Genomic DNA, 17,699 nt, shown 5'->3' with positions numbered 1-17,699 from the left:
CGAGCTATAGGGATAACGTCCCAAACGTTGGCGAAGACACAGGGACCACGAAAAATAAAAAAGTTCCATAAATAACAAAAAAAACCGGAATCGGCGCCGACAGTGATTCGGGCATCGCTCCAGAGCAGCCCGACCACAGATGTGACACGCCATTTGCGAGGTGAGCAATGGGCACCGTAGTAAACGCACTGCCTCCACAGACCCTCTACGTGACGATTCGTCGTGACGAATTGCGCCAGCTCAAAACCGAACGCGAACAACTGCTCGATCAGGTCGCGCAATTGCGCCTGTTGCTTGCCCAGGCGCAATTGTCTGCACAGCCGGTAACGCGCTGAAATCGACGGGTGCCTGACTGACCATCGAGGCACCGCGTTCGCTGCCGCAACTGCGACTGTCAGTGCTTCAACCACCCAGCCATGATCTCTTCGGAGACTGGTTCCAGCCCGCATTTCCTTCACAGCATTGATGTGCACTCCGCCCAGAGGCGCCCCTCTTTTTAAAGCGCCTTGGTCCAAAACAGCATGCGGCCATGAGCCGGATCGAACATCCCCGCCGAAAACCCGAACTTGCTATAGGAACCCTGCGCGACGGCGTTGCCTTCCAGCACCTCCAAAGTAATTTTGCAGCAGCCGCGCTGACGGGCAATGTCCTCGACCTTTTGCAGCATTTTTTGGCTCAGGCCCAACCCGCGAAATTTTCCGACCACCGCGACGTCGTGGACATTGACCAGTGGACGGCAAGCGAAGGTCGAGAAACCTTCGAAGCAATTCACCAGCCCCGCTGGCTCCCCGCCAACAAACGCCAGGACACTGAACGCATGGGGTCGCTTGGCCAGCTCGCCGGGCAATTGCCGCAAGACATCGGCCGATAACGACGTGCCTACGCCCATCGGGTCTTCAGCGTAGTGATTCAGAACCAGACTGATCGCTTCGGCGTGTACCGGGTTGGTGTAGCTGGCCTGGAGTACCAGGATTTCTGCGGATTCCATTTCCATCCTCGATCAAACAATGAGTGTGCATCCCTGCGCGCATCGTCTGTCAGCGCTGGGTTAGCCGACATTAGCGTGCCGGGAACACTGCGGACAACCGCCAAATCATCACAGCCCGGTGTTTTTACCGCTATGCGCTACAGAGCAACGTCCTTCGTCCCTCACGCGCACCAAAAGCAGGACCTTTCCGATTTTTATGAAAGCTAAATACACAGAACATAAACAACAAAGCAGCCGACCCATCTTAAACATCGCTACACCACCGATAAACAGGGCCTTTGCGCGTATAACTCACTTAATAGCCCGCTGTAGGACTCCTACAGCAAGGTTTTATCGGTCAACCAAAAGCATTGACAGGGCGTTTATATCCGGCAACTCTTGTACCCAACACAAACAAAAAACATGAGATTGCCAACTATGAGTCACTCCCCTTTCCCTCTCGTCGAGATCAGCGGCCCCCCCTTCGAGCGCGGCATCCAATACGGTCAAGCGGTCAGTCAACGCATTCACAACAGCATCGAGATCTACTCTGTCCAACTGCTGAAGATGGGTTACACCTGGGCCGACATCCGCGCCTTTGCCAACGAGTTCGTGCCCAGCATCGAAGCATTCGAGCCGGAATACGCTCAGGAAATGCGCGGTATCGCCGAGGGTGCTGGCTGCGATTTCGAAGCCATCGTGCTGATCAACGCCCGCACGGAGATCATCCAGCTGGGCCGGCGCAAGGCGCGTCTGCCCGATCCCGACGGCTGCACCGGGGCGGTGATTCTGCCGACAGCATCGGCCGCCAACGAAGTGATTCACGGACAAAACTGGGACTGGCGCGCGGAATGTGCCGAGAGCGCCATTGTGCTGAAGGTCCTGCGCGAAGACGGTCCGGATGTTCTGACGTTCACCGAAGCCGGCGGTCTGGCCCGCAACGGCTTGAACTCGATCGGCACCGCAATCACCGCCAACTACCTGGAGTCCGAACGCGACTACACCCAGGTCGGCGTGCCACTGCCATTCATTCGACGCAAGGCGCTGGAGGCCGCGCACTTCGCGCTGTCGATCAAGGTGGTCGCCACCACGGCCAAATCCACGTCCAACAACATGATGCTCAGCCACGCCGGTGGGTACGCGATCAACTTTGAATGCGCCCCGGACGAAGTCTTTCCGATTCAGGCCGAACAGGGGTTGCTCGTACACGCCAACCATTGGCAGAGCCCGGTGGCATTGGGCAAGTTGCGTGAAGCCGGCTTGAACAGCGTGCCGGAAAGCCTCTATCGCGACGTGCGTGTGCGGCAAATCCTCAGTGAAACGCCTGGACAGTTGACAGCCGAACACCTGAAACAAGCTTTCTTCGATGACTTCGGCACACCCTGGGCGGTGTGTCGTCCGCCGCTTTCCAACATGGCCGGCAACCTGTCGGCCACCGTGGCCATGGTGGTGATGCGTCCGGCCAAGGGATTGATGGAAGTCGCACCGCTGCCAGCCGTGAACCGCGAATTCACCACCTATTCGCTGGCCATGGAGGGCGACATCAACCGCTACCTCAAGTAACTCACGCGACACCCGCGCCCTCCGGGCGGCACGACAAGAACAATGACAATAAACAACTAACGGTTTGCGACGCCTGCCGACTCCCGTCGTCGCAAACCGCCTATGGAGAATCACTCCCGTGCAAACATTCACACGTATCGCCCTGACGCTAGGGTTCAGCAGTCTCGTTCTTGGCAGTCTCAGCGCCGAAGCCGCCAGCACCCTGCGTGTAGCACTCAATGCGGACATCCGCAGCACCGATCCCGGCGTCAATCGCGACGAAAACACCGACGCAGTGATTCTGCACATTGTCGAAGGCCTGGTGGCGTACCGCGAAGACGCCTCGGTCGGCCTGCTGCTGGCCAGCAAGGTCGAGGTGTCAGCCGATGGCCTGGAGTACCGCTTCACCCTGCGTGACGGGGTGAAGTTTCATAACGGCGCCGCCCTCACCTCCGCCGACGTGCTGTGGACCTGGAAACGTTATCTCGACCCGCAAACCCAATGGCGCTGTCTCGCAGACTTCGATGGCCGGGGCGTGGCGAAAGTCGCCGACATCAGCGCGCCGGATCCGTTGACCGTGGTCTTCACCCTGGACAAACCCAATGGCTTGTTCCTCGCACAAATGGCCCGCTCCGATTGCGGCGGCACCGGCATCCTGCACCCCTCCTCCGTCGATGCGAATGGCAAGTGGCAAGCACCGATCGGCACCGGCCCGTTCAAGCTCGCCGAATGGAAGCCGGGGCAATACGTCGACCTGCAACGCTTTGCCGACTACCGCGCCCGCCCGGAGACAGGCACCGACGGCTACACCGGCAACAAGCAGGCGTTTATCGACAACCTGCGCTTCATGGTCATCCCCGATGCCGCTGCCGCCAAAGCCGCGCTGCAATCGAAAGGCGTCGACGTGCTGCCCGATGTCACGGTGATGGACGCCCGCGAACTCGGCGCCTTGCCAGGCATCAAGACCTCCAGCAGCTCCAACATGTCGCTCAATGCCCTGCTGTTCCAGACCCGCGACCCACTGCTCAAGGACGTGCGTATTCGGCGTGCCATTGCGCTGTCGCTGGACAGTGGGCAAATGGTCCAGGCACTCACCGAAGGCACTTCCCACGCCAACAATTCGGTGGTGCCAGACACCAGCCCCTACTACAACGCCGTTCAGAAACAGGGCTACAAAGCCAACATCGAAGAAGCCAAGCGCCTGCTCAAGGAAGCCGGTTACAACGGCCAGCCGCTGAAAATCATCACCAACAAACGCTACCAGAGCGTGTTCGACATGGCGGTGCTGAGCCAGGCCATGGCCCAGGCAGCCGGGTTGAACATCGATATCGAAACCCTCGAATGGGGCACGCAACTGGAGCGCTACCAGAGCGGCGCGTACCAGATCATGGCGTTCTCCTATTCGGCGCGATTCGACGCGGCGCTGAACTTCGAGTCGGTGATGGGCGACAAAAACCAGCAACCCCGCAAGGTCTGGGACAACCCCCAGGCGCAGGGCTGGATGCTTGAGTCCATGCGCGAAATCGTACCGGTCAAACGTCAGGCGCTGTTCGATCAGCTGCACCAACAGATGCTCGCCGATGTGCCGATGGTGGTGATGTACAACGGCAGCACCGTCGGTGCCTTTCAGAATCGGGTCGAAGGTTACCGCTCCTGGCCCATCGCCAAACCGCGCCTGTGGGGCGTGAAACTGGCCGACTAGGAGATCGATCATGTTGCGATTTATCGCTCAACGCCTGGCACTGTCCGTGCCGACCTTGCTGCTGATCTCCGTGGTGGTGTTCGCGCTGATCCGCTTCATCCCCGGCGACCCGGCGCTGCTGATGCTCGGCGATATGGCCGACCCGTAAAGCCTGGCCAGCACCCGCGCGGCATTGGGGCTGGATCACTCGATCGGCGTGCAGTTCGTGTATTGGTTGCAGTCGGTGCTCAGCGGTGACCTCGGCGTGTCGATCACCAGCAAACAACCGGTGCTCGAACTGATCCTCGACCGTTTCTCGGTCAGTGCCAACATCGTGCTGGTGGCGGTTCTGCTGGCGGCGTTGATTGCCGTTCCAGCAGGCCTGTTCGCGGCCTGGAAACAGGACAGCGCGCTGGACCTGGGGCTGGTCACCGGCGCAACCCTGCTGCTGTCGATTCCCAGCTTCTGGCTCGGTTTGCTATTGCTCTACGCGTTCGGGATCAAGCTCAACTGGCTGCCGGTGGTGGGTTATGTGCCGTTCGCCCAGAACCCCGGTGAAGCCGTGACCTATCTGGTGCTGCCGATTGTCACCCTGACGCTGGTGGAACTCGGAGCCATTACCCGGATGGCCCGGGCCAGCACCATCGAGGTGCTGCGGCTGGAATACATTGCCCACGCCAGAGCCAAGGGCTTGTCGGAACGCGCGGTGCTGTGGCGCCACGCTTTGCCGAATGCTTTTGCGCCAACCTGGACCTTGATCGGCCTGATCCTCGGCAATTTGCTCGGCGGCATCGCGGTGCTGGAAACGGTGTTCACCCTGCCTGGCATCGGTCGCTTGATGGTCGACGCCATCTACGCTCGCGACTACCCCGTGCTGCAGGGCTGCCTGCTGCTGATCACTTTCATTTACGTGGCGGTCAACCTGCTGGTCGACCTGTTCTATCCACTCTTCGACCCAAGGGTGAAATTATGACCGTCTCCCTGCCTTACGTGAGCGCTACACCCGCGCGTCGCCCACTGCGCTGGCCACCGGCGAACGCCTTGATGGGCGGCACCTTGCTGGCTGTGCTGATCAGCATGGCCCTGCTCGGTGTGTTCTGGACACCTTACGACCCGCTGAAAATCGATCTGCTGTCACGCCTCAAGGCACCCTCGGCGCTGCATTGGCTAGGCACCGACGAGTTTGGCCGTGACGTGCTCAGCCGCTTGATCATTGGTGCGCGCACCAGTTTGTGGATCAGCTTGCTGACCGTGTGCCTGGCGCTGTTTTTCGGCAGTGTGATCGGCATGCTCGCCGGTTACCTGCGGGGCTGGACCGATCGCCTGCTGATGATGATCAACGATGCATTGCTGGCGTTCCCCGGCATCCTGATGGCGTTGGGCTTGATGGCGATCATCGGGGCCAGCCAGTACGGCATCGTTTTGGCCTTGAGCATCGCCTACACGCCATCGGTGGTTCGGGTGGTGCGCGGCAGTGTGCTGTCGCTGCGAGAACGCGAGTTCATTGAAGCCTCACGGGTCATCGGCAATTCGGAGTTCTACACACTGTACCGCCACGTTGCCCCCAACTGTGTTGCGCCGCTGTGCGTGCTCGCCACCAGCATGTTCGGCTGGACATTGCTGTCGGAAAGCGCCTTGAGTTTCCTCGGCCTGGGTGTTCCGCCACCCGCAGCGACCTGGGGCAACATGCTCGCCGCCAGCCGCCCATACATTGCCAACGCTACCTGGCTCGGCCTGTTCCCGGGGTTGTTCATCGCCCTGGCGCTGGTCGCCATCAACCTGTTCGGCGACGCCTTGCGCGACCGCCTCGACCCTCGAATGAGCCGTTGATCATGCCCAGTCCAAAACCGTTGCTTGAAGTCGACCACCTGCTGATCCGCGCTGGCGCCGAAGGCCCGTTGGCGGTCAACGACCTGAGTTTCACCGTCGCACCTGGCGAGATTGTCGCGCTGGTGGGCGAATCCGGGAGCGGCAAGACCATGGCCGCTCGCGCAGCGATTGGCCTGCTGCCACTGCCGATGGAAGTCTGTGGCGGTGCGATCCGCTTCGAAGGCCTGGACCTCAATCAGCTGAGTTGTGCGCAACTGCGTGGCATCCGCGGTGCGCGAATCGGCATGGTGTTCCAGGAGCCGATGGTTTCACTCAACCCGGCGATCCGCATTGGCGAGCAAATGGCCGAAGGTCTGCGCCTTCACACCGACCTGAGCAAGGCGCAGATTCGCCAACGCTGCATCGACATGCTAACGCGCATTGGCATCACCGACCCCGAACGCTGCCTGGGCGCCTATCCCCACGAGTTCTCCGGCGGTATGCGCCAGCGGATCATGCTCGCCTCGGTGATGCTGCTGCGTCCGGCGCTGCTGATTGCCGACGAACCCACCACCGCCCTTGATTGTCTGGCGCAGCTGGACGTAATCGAGCTGATGCTGGAGCTGACCCGCGAGCAAGGCACGGCGATCCTGTTCATCAGCCACGATCTGTCGCTGGTGGCGCGTTACGCCCACAAAGTCGTGGTCATGCGCCACGGTCAGGCCGTGGAGCAAGGTTCAATCAATCACATTCTGCTGGCCCCGCAACACGCCTACACCCGCCAATTGCTCGAAGCGCTGCCCAAGCGCGGCGAACTGGCCGCGTTGCCAGCGACCGACAACCCCCTGGTGGAAATTACCGGCGTCAGCATCGAGCATCCGGGTCATGCGCGCTTCTGGGGTCAATCACCCCCCAAGCGCGCGGTACACAGTGCCAACCTGAGCATCGCACCCGGTGAAACCCTGGCACTGGTCGGCGGCAGCGGCTCGGGCAAAACCACGCTGGGTCGTGCGCTGGTGGGACTGGTCAAACCCTGTGCCGGCGAGATTCGCTTCAAGGGCATCGATATCCTCAAGGCCGGTCAGCGCGATCATCGGCTGCAATGCCAGATGATCTTTCAAGACCCTTACTCGTCCCTCGATCCGCGGATGCGCATTGGCGAAACCCTCGCCGAACCGTTGCGCCATCTGCCGGAGCTGAGCGAGGAACAAAAACGTCAGCGTGTCGCCACCACCCTGGTGGATATCGGTTTGTCGGAAGCGTTCATGGAGCGCTTTCCCCATCAACTGTCGGGCGGTCAACGCCAGCGGGTGGCCATCGGCCGAGCGCTGGTGCGGCACCCGCAACTGGTAATCGCCGACGAACCGATTTCGGCGCTGGACATGACCATCCAGAAACAGATCCTTGAACTGTTCGAACGCTTGCAGGCGCAGTACGGCTTTGCCTGCCTGTTCATTTCCCATGACCTGGCGGCCGTCGAACGCATCGCCCACCGAGTGGCAGTCATGCACCAGGGCCATATCGTGGAAATCGGCAACCGCGAAGCGGTCTTCGATAAACCCTTGCACCCCTACACCCGCCAATTGCTGGCAGCGGCCAGTCCATTGGAACAACTGGCAAGCGGCGGCTACCGACTGCGACCAAAACCCGAAAACCTGCAGCCCACACCTTAGTTCTCACTGACTTCACCCCGGGCGCCTTCAGGCACCACTGAATGCGCCCATGGCGAAGCCATGCCCAAGCAAAACAACAAAAAGCCCTCACAGGAGCCAACACCATGAACACCCGACTCATGCAGCACTTGACCTTGATCGGCGGCACCAGCCTGTTGCCGATGGCCGCTGAAGCGGAATTCCTCAAGGACAGCAAGGCCACGCTGGACTCGAAAAACTACTACTTCAACCGCGACTACCGCGAAGGCAATGGCCAATCCAAGCGGGATGAATGGGCCCAGGGGTTTCTGCTGAACCTGCAATCGGGCTACACCGAAGGCACGGTCGGTTTTGGTCTGGACGCACTCGGTATGCTCGGGCTGAAGCTCGACTCCAGCCCGGATCGCTCCGGCAGCGGCTTGTTGTCCCGAGAAAGCACTGCCGAACCGGGCAAGCCGAGCTACGCCAGGCGTGCCCACGACAGCTATTCCAAGGTCGGCCTGACCGCCAAGGCCCGTGTTGCCAAGAGCGAACTGCGGGTCGGCCATTTGCTGCCCGACCTGCCGCTGCTGCAACCGAACACCAGCCGAGTGCTGCCGCAGAGCTTCGAAGGCGCCCTGCTCAGCTCAAACGACATCAAGGGCCTGACCTTACGCGGCGGGCAGATCGATCAGGTCAAACAGCGGGAATCGACCAACTACGAAAAGATGGGGCTGACCAGCCAGAACGGTGCTTACAAGAGTTCGGCAAAAAGCGATGAATTCCGTTTCGGCGGTGCTGATTACCGGTTCAACCCAACGCTGACGGGCAGCTATTACTACGCGCAGCTTGAGGATATTTATCAGCAGCACTATGTCGGTCTCAAGCACAGCCTGGCGCTGGGCGGCGGCACCCTGAAAAGCGATATCCGCTATTTCAGCGCCGACACTGCGGGGGCAGGCCTGGCCGGCACCGTCGACAACCGCGCCTTAAGCACGCGCTTCATGTACGCGATTGACGGACACTCCATCGGTGGCGGCTTCCAGCAGCAGTACGGCGAAACGCCGTTTGCCTATGTCGACGGCAGCAACACCTACCTGTTCACCGAATACCAACTGAGCAACTTCTCGCAAACCAGGGAACGTGCCTGGCACGCGCGCTACGACTTTGACTTTGCTGCGGTCGGCATTCCAGGGCTGCTGTTCTCCACGCGCTACGCCAAGGGCGATCAGGCGCAGATCAAAAAATTTGCCGGCGAAGGCCGGGAGTGGGAACGTGACATCGACCTGGGCTACACCATCCAGAGCGGCCCGCTGAAGAACCTCAGCGCCCGCTGGCGCAACGGTATGAGCAAAAGCAACTACCAACGCGACACCAACGAAAACCGCTTGGTCCTCAGTTACAGCGTGAAGCTTTGGTAAGACGAAGTTGAGATCGCAGAATGCATAGCGCACCCTGCGATCTTTCACGCCTCGGCAAAGCGCCGCAATTGCATTTCCTTCAGCCGGCTGTGGGTCCGGCGAAACGGGAACTCCAGGTACCCCTCGGTGTACAGTTCATCCATCGGCACCTGCGCGTCGAGGTACAGCGGCACTTTGCGGTCGTAGCACTCGTCGACCAGTGCGATGAAGCGCCGCACGCTGTCGTCGTGCACCGACAATTGCGGGAGTTCACGGTCGCCGGCCTCGACACGCTCGGCGCCATCCTCAGTGCCGCGGGCTATGCGACCGGGGCGCTGATGGGCGCTGAGATTGGGCACATCGCTCAACAGAATAGCGTTGAAGCGATCACACAGCGCCATGAAGTCCATCGCCGCGAACGGTTGCTCGCACAGGTCCGCGTAACGGCACCAGAGCACGGTTTCACTGGCCTTGACGGCAGTGACCGAGCGGTAGCCAATGATCACCGGATCGCGGGATACCGGCTGTCCTTCGGTCAGTTGTTTGAACACCTCACTCATCGGATCGGGCTGACCGGGTGCGCTGACCCAATACCGTTGCAGAGCTGCGCCAGGGTGCAATCGGTGATCTTCACCACCGTCCACCGCCACCACCTGCATGTGGCTTTTGATCGCGGTAATCCCCGGCAAAAACCGGTCGCGGTTGAAACCGTCTGCGTAGAGCTGATCCGGTGGTTGGTTAGAGGTACAGACCATCACCACACCTTCGTCGAACATCACCTGGAACAATCGCCCGAGGATGATCGCGTCACCGATGTCATTGACGAACAATTCGTCAAAACACAGCACCCGCACATCCCGGGCCAACTCACGGGCCAGAGCCCGCAGCGGGTCGGCCGTGCCGGTCAGTTGAAACGAGCGCTGATGCACCCAGCCCATAAAATGGTGAAAGTGCTGTCGCCGCGCCGGCACCCGCAGGCTTTGGTAGAACTGATCCATCAACCAGGTCTTGCCCCGCCCGACCGGCCCCCAGAGGTAAACCCCGGTGATCGGCGATCGGCTCTGATGCAAGGCCTCGTGACACTGCTGCAACGCCATAACGGCATGTTCTTGCGCGGCATCCGGCACGAAGCCTTTTTGCGAGAGGGCGTACTGGTAAGCGCTGAGGGGCGAATCGAAGGTCATACCGGTCTGTTTCGCAGCGGGAAACGCGAAGTATGGCACGCTCAACGTGGGAGCACGGCTTGCTGGCGATGGCGATTTCACCGACGCCATCGCTGGCAAGCCAGGCTCCCACAGAGTATGTGGTTAGAGGGATATATCGAGTCGGGCGATCTTGCCTTGCTCGTTCAGACGGAACACATAGCGCAATTCCAGCGGGCTGCCAGGGAATGTCCCGGAAATCAGATTGCTGACCAATACTTTGCCGGTGCGTTGCTGCACATCCAGCACCTCGACCCTAGGCTGGTAACGGCGAGCGGTGTCTTCCATCCATTGGGCGATGGCGTGGGTGCCGACCTGGTGGGCGCCTTCATCGAAAACGTTGGCATCCTCGGCAAAAAAACTGGCGACCGCCGAACTGTCACGGGCATTGGCGGCAGCGATATAGGCGGCAATGGCAGGTGCGAGTGAAACGGCTGGGTTCGGCATGGTACGGCTCCTTGTTGATTGATTCTGGAGCCATTTTAAAACAGCGCTGTGTCAATTCTTGTCAGGAGTGAATCGCCCTGCTTCATCCTGTTGCATCGCCTTGCGCCAGGCCCGCAACAAGTCGCTGCGACGCCCCGGATAGCGTTCACCCAGCTCTCGGGCGGCGGCAATCCGGTCGGTACGAAAGGTTCGATAATCCCCGCGCAACTCGCACCAGGCAACGATCACCCGCGCCTCATTCAAAAAACCCAGCGCCAACGGCCAGATCAACCGCTGGCTGGGGGTTTTGTTCACGTCTGCGTAATCGATATGCAACTTGGCCTGCGCGCGGATCGCCTGGCGAAACACGTTCAATTCCACGGTATTTTGCGGATAACCGTAGCCCGGCGGCCCCGGCAAGACCGTCGGGTTGCGCAAGGCCTCCCGAGCGTCCGGCGCCAATACAGCAGCAATCTTCGCCAACGCATCGGCGGCGGCTTTGCTCAACACCTCATCGCCACGCTGATCGACATAACGCAGACCCAGCACCACCGCTTCGGTCTCGTCAGCATTGAGCATCAGCGGCGGCAGAAACAAACCGCTGCGCAGCACATAACCGATACCCGCCTCGCCGAAGATCGGCGCGCCGAGGGCCGTCAGCTCAGCGATATCGCGATACAGCGTGCGCTCCGAGATCTCCAGTTCGCTGGCCAATGTCGCCGCCGTCACCGGACGACTTTTACCGCGCAGCATTTGCAACAAGGTCAACAACCGACTGGTACGCGACACGATCAGCCTGCTCTGTGGAATGAAGATCGGCAAAGCTTAGCAGAGGCCACTGCCAGAAACTGTCAGCAGAAAAGGCCCCTTGTGGGAGCGAGCCTGCTCGCGATGACGGTTTTACATTCGGCAGTAATGTTGACTGTCACACCGCTATCGCGAGCAGGCTCGCTGCCACAGGGTTAACGATCAAAGTGTTTATTCGTGTCGCGCAACATCTGTCGCAGGCTACAACGCCTTGCGTCGCGGCCTACACCTGCGCCAGAATCCGCCGGCTTGTGCGCTTTGGTCCTCGCCTCTATCGTTTCCGTGTCGCTGAATATCAGCGATCGGGTTTGGTAGCCCGGGTAAGGCGCACAGCTCCGACATTTCCATTCAGTGACGATTTTTTGTCGTCTGCTGTTTGTTATGGCGACTGTGCGCAGGGCGCCTACGGGTGCGCCGGTTTCCTTACCCGGTCTACCAACCTGCGTTCAGTCGCCACCCTATCGTTTGGTAGCAATAGGTTGCGACTCCACTTTAAGGTAAGGAGTTTCACCATGTTCAAAGCCACGCCCAATCCCCCCGAAACCGATCCGGTTTCCCCCTACGCTTCCCTCAATTCAAAAGAACTCCATGCGGCCGCGCACCGTGCGCTCGATCATTACCTGGTGCTGCCGGAAACCAAGACATTGCTAGCCGACCGCCGTCCCGGCTGCATTTTCGTCATTGCCCCCGACGTCGACAGCGAAACCCTGCTGGCCCACGCCTGCGAAACCCTCGCCTCGGCCAATGTCATGGCCAGCGATCTGGCGTTTGAGCTCGAAGGCCCCAAACGCAATACCGCGCTGGCGATTCAGCAAATGATCTCGTTGGCCGAATTGGCGGTGAATCGCGCACTCGACCACCTTGATCCACCAGACTCACCGGAGTAACCAATCCGGCGCCAATCATTGTGGCGAGGGGGCTTGCCCCCCCGCTGGGGCGCGAAGCGACCCTAAAACAGGTGTCCGCGGTCTATCTGGAAGTTCCCGTTGGCCAGGGGAGCGGCTGCTTTACCCGAACGCGGACCGGCCAACGGGGGCAAGCCCCCTCGCCACAGGTTCTCGGTCGTGTCTGCGAACAACACAAAACCCGCCACCTTTTCACAAGGCTGGCGAGACTCTTAGTGCGGGCTTCATGGTCAAGGCGCGTGGCGGTGGCCGGGATCAAGATCCTCGCCGAGGACGGGCTATATCGGCGCATTGTGCGCTATCGTGCTGAATATCTTTCTGCCCGAAGAGTTCATCGAGTTGGAAGAAGACGATTTCGATCCGCAAGCTTCGACCCTCACGGTCATCGAGAACCCGGATGTCACGCCCCACGGCGAACCACTCAAGCCTTCCGTGGTCGCACAGGTGAACCGCTAATGCGGTTCGACCCTTATCTTTTCGAGAGCTCGTTCATGCGCAGATTCCTCGCTTTAAGCCTTTCCCTGCTGTTGCTCAGCCTGAGCGCCTGCGCGCTGTTCCCCAACCGTGATCCGCTGAACATCAACGTGGTTGGCATCGAACCGTTGCAAAACCAGGACCTGGAAGTGCGCTTTGCAGTGAAACTGCGCCTGCAAAACCCCAACGAAACGCCCATTAATTACAACGGCGTGGCCCTGAGCCTGGAGGTCAACGGTCAACCCCTCGCCACTGGCGTGAGCGATCAAACGGGATCGATCCCGCGTTACTCGGAAGCGATCATCACCGTACCCGTGAGTATTTCGGCGTTCTCCGTGCTACGCCAAACCCTTGGCCTGAGCCAGACGCAATCCCTCAACAACCTGCCTTTTGTATTACGCGGCAAGCTGTCTGGCGGCGTGTCAGGCACCATCCGTTTTGTCGACAAAGGCACACTCAACCTGCCGGGCTCGACAGCCGGTATTTGGTAAATCAGCCGCACATTCTGGTGTCGTCTGGAGGGTTTATCGGCATTACCGATGAGGGTTTGGCGGGGCTGGCGGACCAACAGCCAGCTGGATCCGCTGTTGCTGAAAGTGCGTGAAGCGATCGTAGCGAGCTTTTTACAAGCGCCTACTTGGCGGCCATCAAGCGATTGACTTCGCTGCGGACCATGTTCGCGTATTCCGGCGGTGACATGGCGTCCAGTTCGGAGCGCACCCACTCGGCCCATTTACCTTTGCGCTTGGAGCGCTCGCCGAACAAGCGTGCCGCTTCGCCTTTGGATTTGCCCAGGTTGCTCTGCCAGAGATCGAACAGACGGGACTTTTCATCTTCAAGCGCAGCGCGCTCGGCAAGGGGCTTGTCGGCCAGATTGAAGCTCATGGGAGTTACCTGCTGCATAAAATAGGCAACATCTTACACTGTAGGTGGAAATCTCCAGAGGCAGATTTTCCATTGGCGTTGAGTTTCACGGCAAAAAGCCCGCAACTTTTTCGCCGCGCCTACACTCCATTGATCACTGTCCCTTTACCTGCAAGGAATCACCTGATGGCCCGAAAAACCCCGGTGCACGCAAACGACGAGCAAATCAAGGATCAGGTCTTCAGCGAGCTGCAAGCGCTGATCGAAGAGTCAGAGAAACTGCTCAAAAGCAGTGCCTCGCTAGTCGGTGAGGAAGCTGACAACCTGCGCGAACAAGTGGCGCTGAAACTGCGGCAGGCACGCGATTCGGTCTCCAGCGTGCGTGAGCGGACCCGGCCGGTGGTCGAGGCGACCGAAATCTACATCGGCGGTCACCCTTGGCAAACCGTTGCGATTTCAGCCGGTTTCGGCCTGGTGGTGGGGTTGCTGCTGGGGCGTCGCTGAAGAAACAACGGCGCCCGCCCCCATCGAACAGCAACGATCTAATGTGGGAGATTCTATGTTGCAGGGTTGTCCTGCAACATAGAATCTCCCACAGGTTCTGCGTCCTAACAAATTGGCAATAAACCCATAGCTCGCCTTTTTCAGCTCAATTACCGGCCAGTTCGCGCAATTGCGCCAGGGTCTGCGCATCGAGCGCTATGCCTTCAGATTGTGACTTGGCCCGCTCGCGGTGACGGCGGTCACCCGGCAGGCGTCGCAGCCCCACGCCGTGCATCTGCCTGACCAGTTCTTCACTGCGTTCGGCGAAGCTCTGCCCGGCGGCTTTGCTCGGGTCGATCACAATCAGTAACTGGCCGGTCCAAGGGGTTTTCGCCCCGGGATGATTCGACCAGTCGAACTCGAACGAGAAGTTGCCTCCGGTCAATGCCGCCGCCAGCAGTTCGACCATCATCGACAAAGCCGAACCTTTGTGCCCGCCAAATGGCAGCAATGCACCGCCCTCCAGAATCGCTTTCGGGTCCTGCGTGGGCTGGCCCAGGCTGTCGACACCCATACCCGGTGGCAGACGCTCGCCCTTGCGCGCAGCGATCTGCACGTCGCCATGGGCGATGGCACTGGTGGCCAGGTCGAACACGATCGGGTCCGCACCCGCACGGGGTGCAGCGAAAGCAATCGGGTTGGTGCCAAACAGCGGGCGATCAGCGCCGTGCGGCACCACGCAGGTCATGCTATTGACCACGCTCAGCGCCACCAGACCTTCATAGGCGAAGGGTTCGACGTCCGGCCACAGTGCAGCGAAATGATGGGAATTGCGGATCGCCATGACCGCGATGCCGGCGCTGCGGGCTTTCGCCACCAACAGTTCGCGGCCTGCGGCCAACGCCGGTTGGGCGAAGCCGTTGCCAGCGTCCACCCGGACGAAACCCGAGGCCACATCCTCGACCACTGGAACGGCCTTGCCATTGACCCAGCCGCTGTTCAGCGTCGAGACATAGCCGGGCATCCGGAACACTCCATGGCTGTGGGCACCATCGCGTTCGGCGCCCGCACAGTTTTGCGCCAGCACCCGGGCAACCTCGGGGCTGGTGCCATGCCTCAGAAATATCGATTCCAGTAGGCCAACCAACTCTTCGTACGACAAGTGTTGCGAGACTGCATTGACGGCATGATCGTGTGGCACAGACATCTGAAGCTCCAGGTTTTTTATTGGAGGGGGCAACAGCGTACGGGGACCTTACGGGCTGATTAAACACCGTTTTGCGAGCCCTCTGTCAACCTTCGTCGTTCAACGACGCCAAGACCTGCCACGGGCCTGATCATCAACGATGCAAACACCGCACATGCCCTAACTATCTACCACCGTTTGAGGCTGCCTCGACTCTAGCCTTGCGCTTTCTTCCTGCGACGTAGAACCGTCGCTTCAGCTGAGGCAAATACAATGACTGACGATTCGTTACCGCTTTTTTTTCCGGAAGCATTGCACGACACCAGACTATTGAGCCCACGCATCAGGGCCATGGGTTTCACACTCGCGGACCTATCCTGGCTGCGTACCGTTGAACTGGCGACCCACGCGCTTCGTTCGGCGCAAACCTCGCCGATGACCGTAGAGAACATCATGCTGAAGGCCGCAGGTTCAGACGCCGAGCCCCTTGCGGGCAGCTTCATGATGCACCCGGCGCCCAACGGCACACAGGCAATCCTCTACACACCCTATGGAGGGCTGCAAAAGTTCGACGATCCACAGGCGCTTTTAAAGGCTCTGGCCGAAGACTTGAAAAAAACTACGGAACGCGTGGATTTATTGCGTTTTCTCCCCATATCCCGACGCAATGCGCTGGGTATCAACGACGCTTTCACAGTGGCAGGCCAAGTCATCGACGGTCTGGTATTCGAAGATCAGACCCGTATTCTGAAACAGTGCCATCGTAAAAATGTCGAGCTCATGCTCCAAGAGCTGAGTGCAATACCGACACTGACGGCCATGCTCAATCAATTGCTCAACAACGCGCTGCGCAAGTCCTTTCCCAGGCTCGATCAAAGCGCCACCCATGTCAGCTTTTTCGTTGAAAGCCGGGCCGCTGGAACGACGAACACAACCACCGCTCGACACCAGGTGGACTCCATGCCCCTGAGTGATGCGCTACTGCGTCTTTACCTGCATCAGACATGGCCTTCGGGACAGGTTCGCGAGTTCACCCATCCTCTACAACCCTCCTCCCCCGTTAACCCGGTCCAACAGTATCAGTGGGAGCAGGCCACAAAGGAGCTCGCCGCAAGTTTGACGCCCATGCTGGCAAGTCTGCTGCGGGTCTATTGGGCAACAGACACTCGTACGGGTGTTTCTCGCCGGGACTTCTTTGCTCAAGCCATGAGCGACAAGGCCCGAACGGATCTGTTGTTGAAGCGCCAGGACGCAATCATCAGCCCTGAGCAAAGCCTGGCATTAACCGCACTCCTCGACCACGAAAGCGCTATACGCAGCAACGCTGCCAGCGACCTGAAGCCGGAAAAAATCCGCATATGGGAACACCGCGAGCATTTCGTCGAACTTGCTGGCGCCATGATGCTGAACAGCGACTCCATGGCTTATCTGTATACCCAGTCCAATGGCTTGCAGGTCCTGAAAGATTACGCGGACCTTAAAGCGATCATACAAACCATGGTCAGGTCAGCCGGACACGAGGACGAACTGTACAGCTTGCTGACACGGCAACAGCGTGACGTGTTTCTGGGCTTCGACAAGCCTGAGGTGTCGGGAGTACCAATGTTCGGTCCGGTCTTTCACGACATGGTCGACGACATCATCGCCAAGCAACAAGACAGCATCACGAATGCACTGGACACCTGCCGACACAGCGATGACGCCATTGATGTCCAGGCCTTGTTCGACCAGGCACTGGATGTGCGTGGCATGCTCGACCATCAATTGCTGGAGACGGCAACCACGGAGCGCTGGAGCACGCGCCCGCTGATTTCCGGCGACAATCGCCCTTCGGTCTTGCTGGCTGAAAAGGCCGCCCTGTCGCTAAAAACATTTCAAAGCGTTCAATCGTCACTTGATCTGAAAACAGCGGCCCAACCTTCAGGCAGCGTTGAACAACAAGGCACCTTTCTGGAGACCATCAAGGCCGATCTCGCCCATGCAATGTCGGTGGGAATCCGCGGTGAAGCCACACTGAGAGTGAGCACCAAGACACTCCGTGCAGACGAAAAGGCCATGCTCGATACACTGCTAAACCCCGACAAACCGACACGAAATCAAAGGGAAGCGCTGCACGGGTTTCGGCCGGATGCCTGGTCGTTGACGCTTGAGTGCTCGACTGAGCCGGATCTGATGCCGCTGGCCAACTGCTTTTTGCTGACCGAGCGTGGCGGGCTTGACCCGTTACACTCCGGTCGGGCGATCCTGTGGACACCCGGGCGCGGGCTCTAAACCTTCAGTTCCGTCACCAGCGTCAAGGTCGAGCTGGGCAGGCGCCTCCTG

Annotated in this window: 16 protein-coding genes and 3 pseudogenes; 13 read left to right on the top strand and 6 right to left on the bottom strand. The window is 59.7% G+C overall.

Annotated elements, in window-relative coordinates; translation table 11 throughout:
- Positions 1 to 167 precede the first annotated feature (167 nt).
- Positions 168 to 335 carry a DUF6026 family protein gene (locus tag HK44_RS15685; RefSeq protein ID WP_019690552.1) on the top strand — a complete coding sequence of 56 codons (168 nt, stop codon included), beginning with the start codon at positions 168 to 170 and terminating at the stop codon, positions 333 to 335.
- Between the two features lie 161 nt (positions 336 to 496).
- On the opposite strand, the gene HK44_RS15680 is transcribed toward HK44_RS15685, so the two are convergent.
- Entirely contained in the window at positions 497 to 988 is a 492-nt protein-coding gene (locus HK44_RS15680; RefSeq protein ID WP_019690553.1) for a GNAT family N-acetyltransferase, read from the bottom strand.
- A gap of 417 nt (positions 989 to 1,405) precedes the next feature.
- Here HK44_RS15680 and HK44_RS15675 point away from each other — a divergent pair, with 417 nt between their 5' ends.
- From HK44_RS15675 to HK44_RS15650, 6 genes and pseudogenes are all read left to right on the top strand, one after another.
- Complete coding sequence (locus HK44_RS15675; RefSeq protein WP_019690554.1) at positions 1,406 to 2,530, top strand: C45 family autoproteolytic acyltransferase/hydolase; 1,125 nt, start codon at positions 1,406 to 1,408, stop codon at positions 2,528 to 2,530.
- Positions 2,531 to 2,648: 118 nt separating this feature from the next.
- Positions 2,649 to 4,211, top strand: a complete 1,563-nt coding sequence (locus HK44_RS15670) for an ABC transporter substrate-binding protein (RefSeq protein ID WP_019690555.1) — start codon at positions 2,649 to 2,651, stop codon at positions 4,209 to 4,211.
- A 10-nt stretch (positions 4,212 to 4,221) separates the two neighbouring features.
- A pseudogene (locus tag HK44_RS15665) lies at positions 4,222 to 5,163 on the top strand (ABC transporter permease).
- A complete protein-coding gene (locus HK44_RS15660; RefSeq protein WP_019690558.1) occupies positions 5,160 to 6,020 on the top strand; it encodes an ABC transporter permease in 861 nt (286 codons plus the stop codon). Before HK44_RS15665 ends, HK44_RS15660 begins: the two are co-directional and overlap by 4 nt.
- Before the next feature lie 2 nt (positions 6,021 to 6,022).
- Positions 6,023 to 7,672: an ABC transporter ATP-binding protein gene (locus tag HK44_RS15655; RefSeq protein ID WP_019690559.1), complete on the top strand. Its 1,650-nt coding sequence runs from the start codon at positions 6,023 to 6,025 to the stop codon at positions 7,670 to 7,672.
- A 104-nt stretch (positions 7,673 to 7,776) separates the two neighbouring features.
- Positions 7,777 to 9,051: an OprD family porin gene (locus tag HK44_RS15650; protein ID WP_019690560.1), complete on the top strand. Its 1,275-nt coding sequence runs from the start codon at positions 7,777 to 7,779 to the stop codon at positions 9,049 to 9,051.
- Positions 9,052 to 9,095: 44 nt separating this feature from the next.
- On the opposite strand, the gene zapE is transcribed toward HK44_RS15650, so the two are convergent.
- The 3 genes from zapE to HK44_RS15635 form a co-directional block, all read right to left on the bottom strand.
- Positions 9,096 to 10,214, bottom strand: coding sequence for a cell division protein ZapE (gene zapE / locus HK44_RS15645; protein WP_020723518.1), 1,119 nt, complete (start codon positions 10,212 to 10,214; stop codon positions 9,096 to 9,098).
- Positions 10,215 to 10,337: 123 nt separating this feature from the next.
- Entirely contained in the window at positions 10,338 to 10,679 is a 342-nt protein-coding gene (locus HK44_RS15640; protein ID WP_019690562.1) for a nuclear transport factor 2 family protein, read from the bottom strand.
- A 51-nt stretch (positions 10,680 to 10,730) separates the two neighbouring features.
- On the bottom strand, positions 10,731 to 11,447 hold the full coding sequence (locus HK44_RS15635; RefSeq protein ID WP_024264981.1) for a helix-turn-helix transcriptional regulator: 717 nt from the start codon (positions 11,445 to 11,447) through the stop codon (positions 10,731 to 10,733).
- Positions 11,448 to 11,977: 530 nt separating this feature from the next.
- On the opposite strand from HK44_RS15635, the gene HK44_RS15630 reads away from it, so the two are divergent.
- The 4 genes and pseudogenes from HK44_RS15630 to HK44_RS30560 form a co-directional block, all read left to right on the top strand.
- Positions 11,978 to 12,352 (top strand): DUF6124 family protein, encoded by a 375-nt coding sequence (locus tag HK44_RS15630; RefSeq protein ID WP_019690564.1) that lies wholly within the window; start codon positions 11,978 to 11,980, stop codon positions 12,350 to 12,352.
- A gap of 300 nt (positions 12,353 to 12,652) precedes the next feature.
- Positions 12,653 to 12,826, top strand: a pseudogene (locus tag HK44_RS15625) (xanthine permease XanP); the annotation flags it as partial.
- Positions 12,827 to 12,861: 35 nt separating this feature from the next.
- Complete coding sequence (locus tag HK44_RS15620; RefSeq protein WP_024264980.1) at positions 12,862 to 13,335, top strand: LEA type 2 family protein; 474 nt, start codon at positions 12,862 to 12,864, stop codon at positions 13,333 to 13,335.
- A pseudogene (locus tag HK44_RS30560) lies at positions 13,314 to 13,503 on the top strand (hypothetical protein); the annotation flags it as partial. The gene HK44_RS15620 and the pseudogene HK44_RS30560, both read left to right, overlap by 22 nt.
- On the opposite strand, the gene HK44_RS15615 reads toward HK44_RS30560, so the two are convergent.
- Positions 13,478 to 13,729, bottom strand: a complete 252-nt coding sequence (locus tag HK44_RS15615; protein WP_019690567.1) for a hypothetical protein — start codon at positions 13,727 to 13,729, stop codon at positions 13,478 to 13,480. The pseudogene HK44_RS30560 and the gene HK44_RS15615 sit on opposite strands and share 26 nt — an antisense overlap.
- Before the next feature lie 165 nt (positions 13,730 to 13,894).
- Here HK44_RS15615 and HK44_RS15610 point away from each other — a divergent pair, with 165 nt between their 5' ends.
- Entirely contained in the window at positions 13,895 to 14,212 is a 318-nt protein-coding gene (locus HK44_RS15610) for a DUF883 family protein (RefSeq protein ID WP_019690568.1), read from the top strand.
- 145 nt (positions 14,213 to 14,357) lie between these two features.
- Here HK44_RS15610 and HK44_RS15605 read toward each other — a convergent pair whose 3' ends face one another.
- The gene (locus HK44_RS15605; protein ID WP_019690569.1) at positions 14,358 to 15,398 is read right to left on the bottom strand and encodes an Ldh family oxidoreductase; all 1,041 of its coding nucleotides are present in this window, start codon (positions 15,396 to 15,398) and stop codon (positions 14,358 to 14,360) included.
- A 252-nt stretch (positions 15,399 to 15,650) separates the two neighbouring features.
- Between HK44_RS15605 and HK44_RS15600 the strand changes: the two genes are divergently transcribed.
- Positions 15,651 to 17,648, top strand: coding sequence for a hypothetical protein (locus tag HK44_RS15600; protein WP_141651720.1), 1,998 nt, complete (start codon positions 15,651 to 15,653; stop codon positions 17,646 to 17,648).
- Positions 17,649 to 17,699: the final 51 nt, after the last annotated feature.

It is taken from the genome of Pseudomonas fluorescens HK44 (genome assembly GCF_000217955.3).
Lineage (GTDB): Bacteria > Pseudomonadota > Gammaproteobacteria > Pseudomonadales > Pseudomonadaceae > Aquipseudomonas > Aquipseudomonas fluorescens_AQ.
Note: the sequence above shows the minus strand (reverse complement) of the source record. Positions and strands in the feature narration are given on the sequence as shown.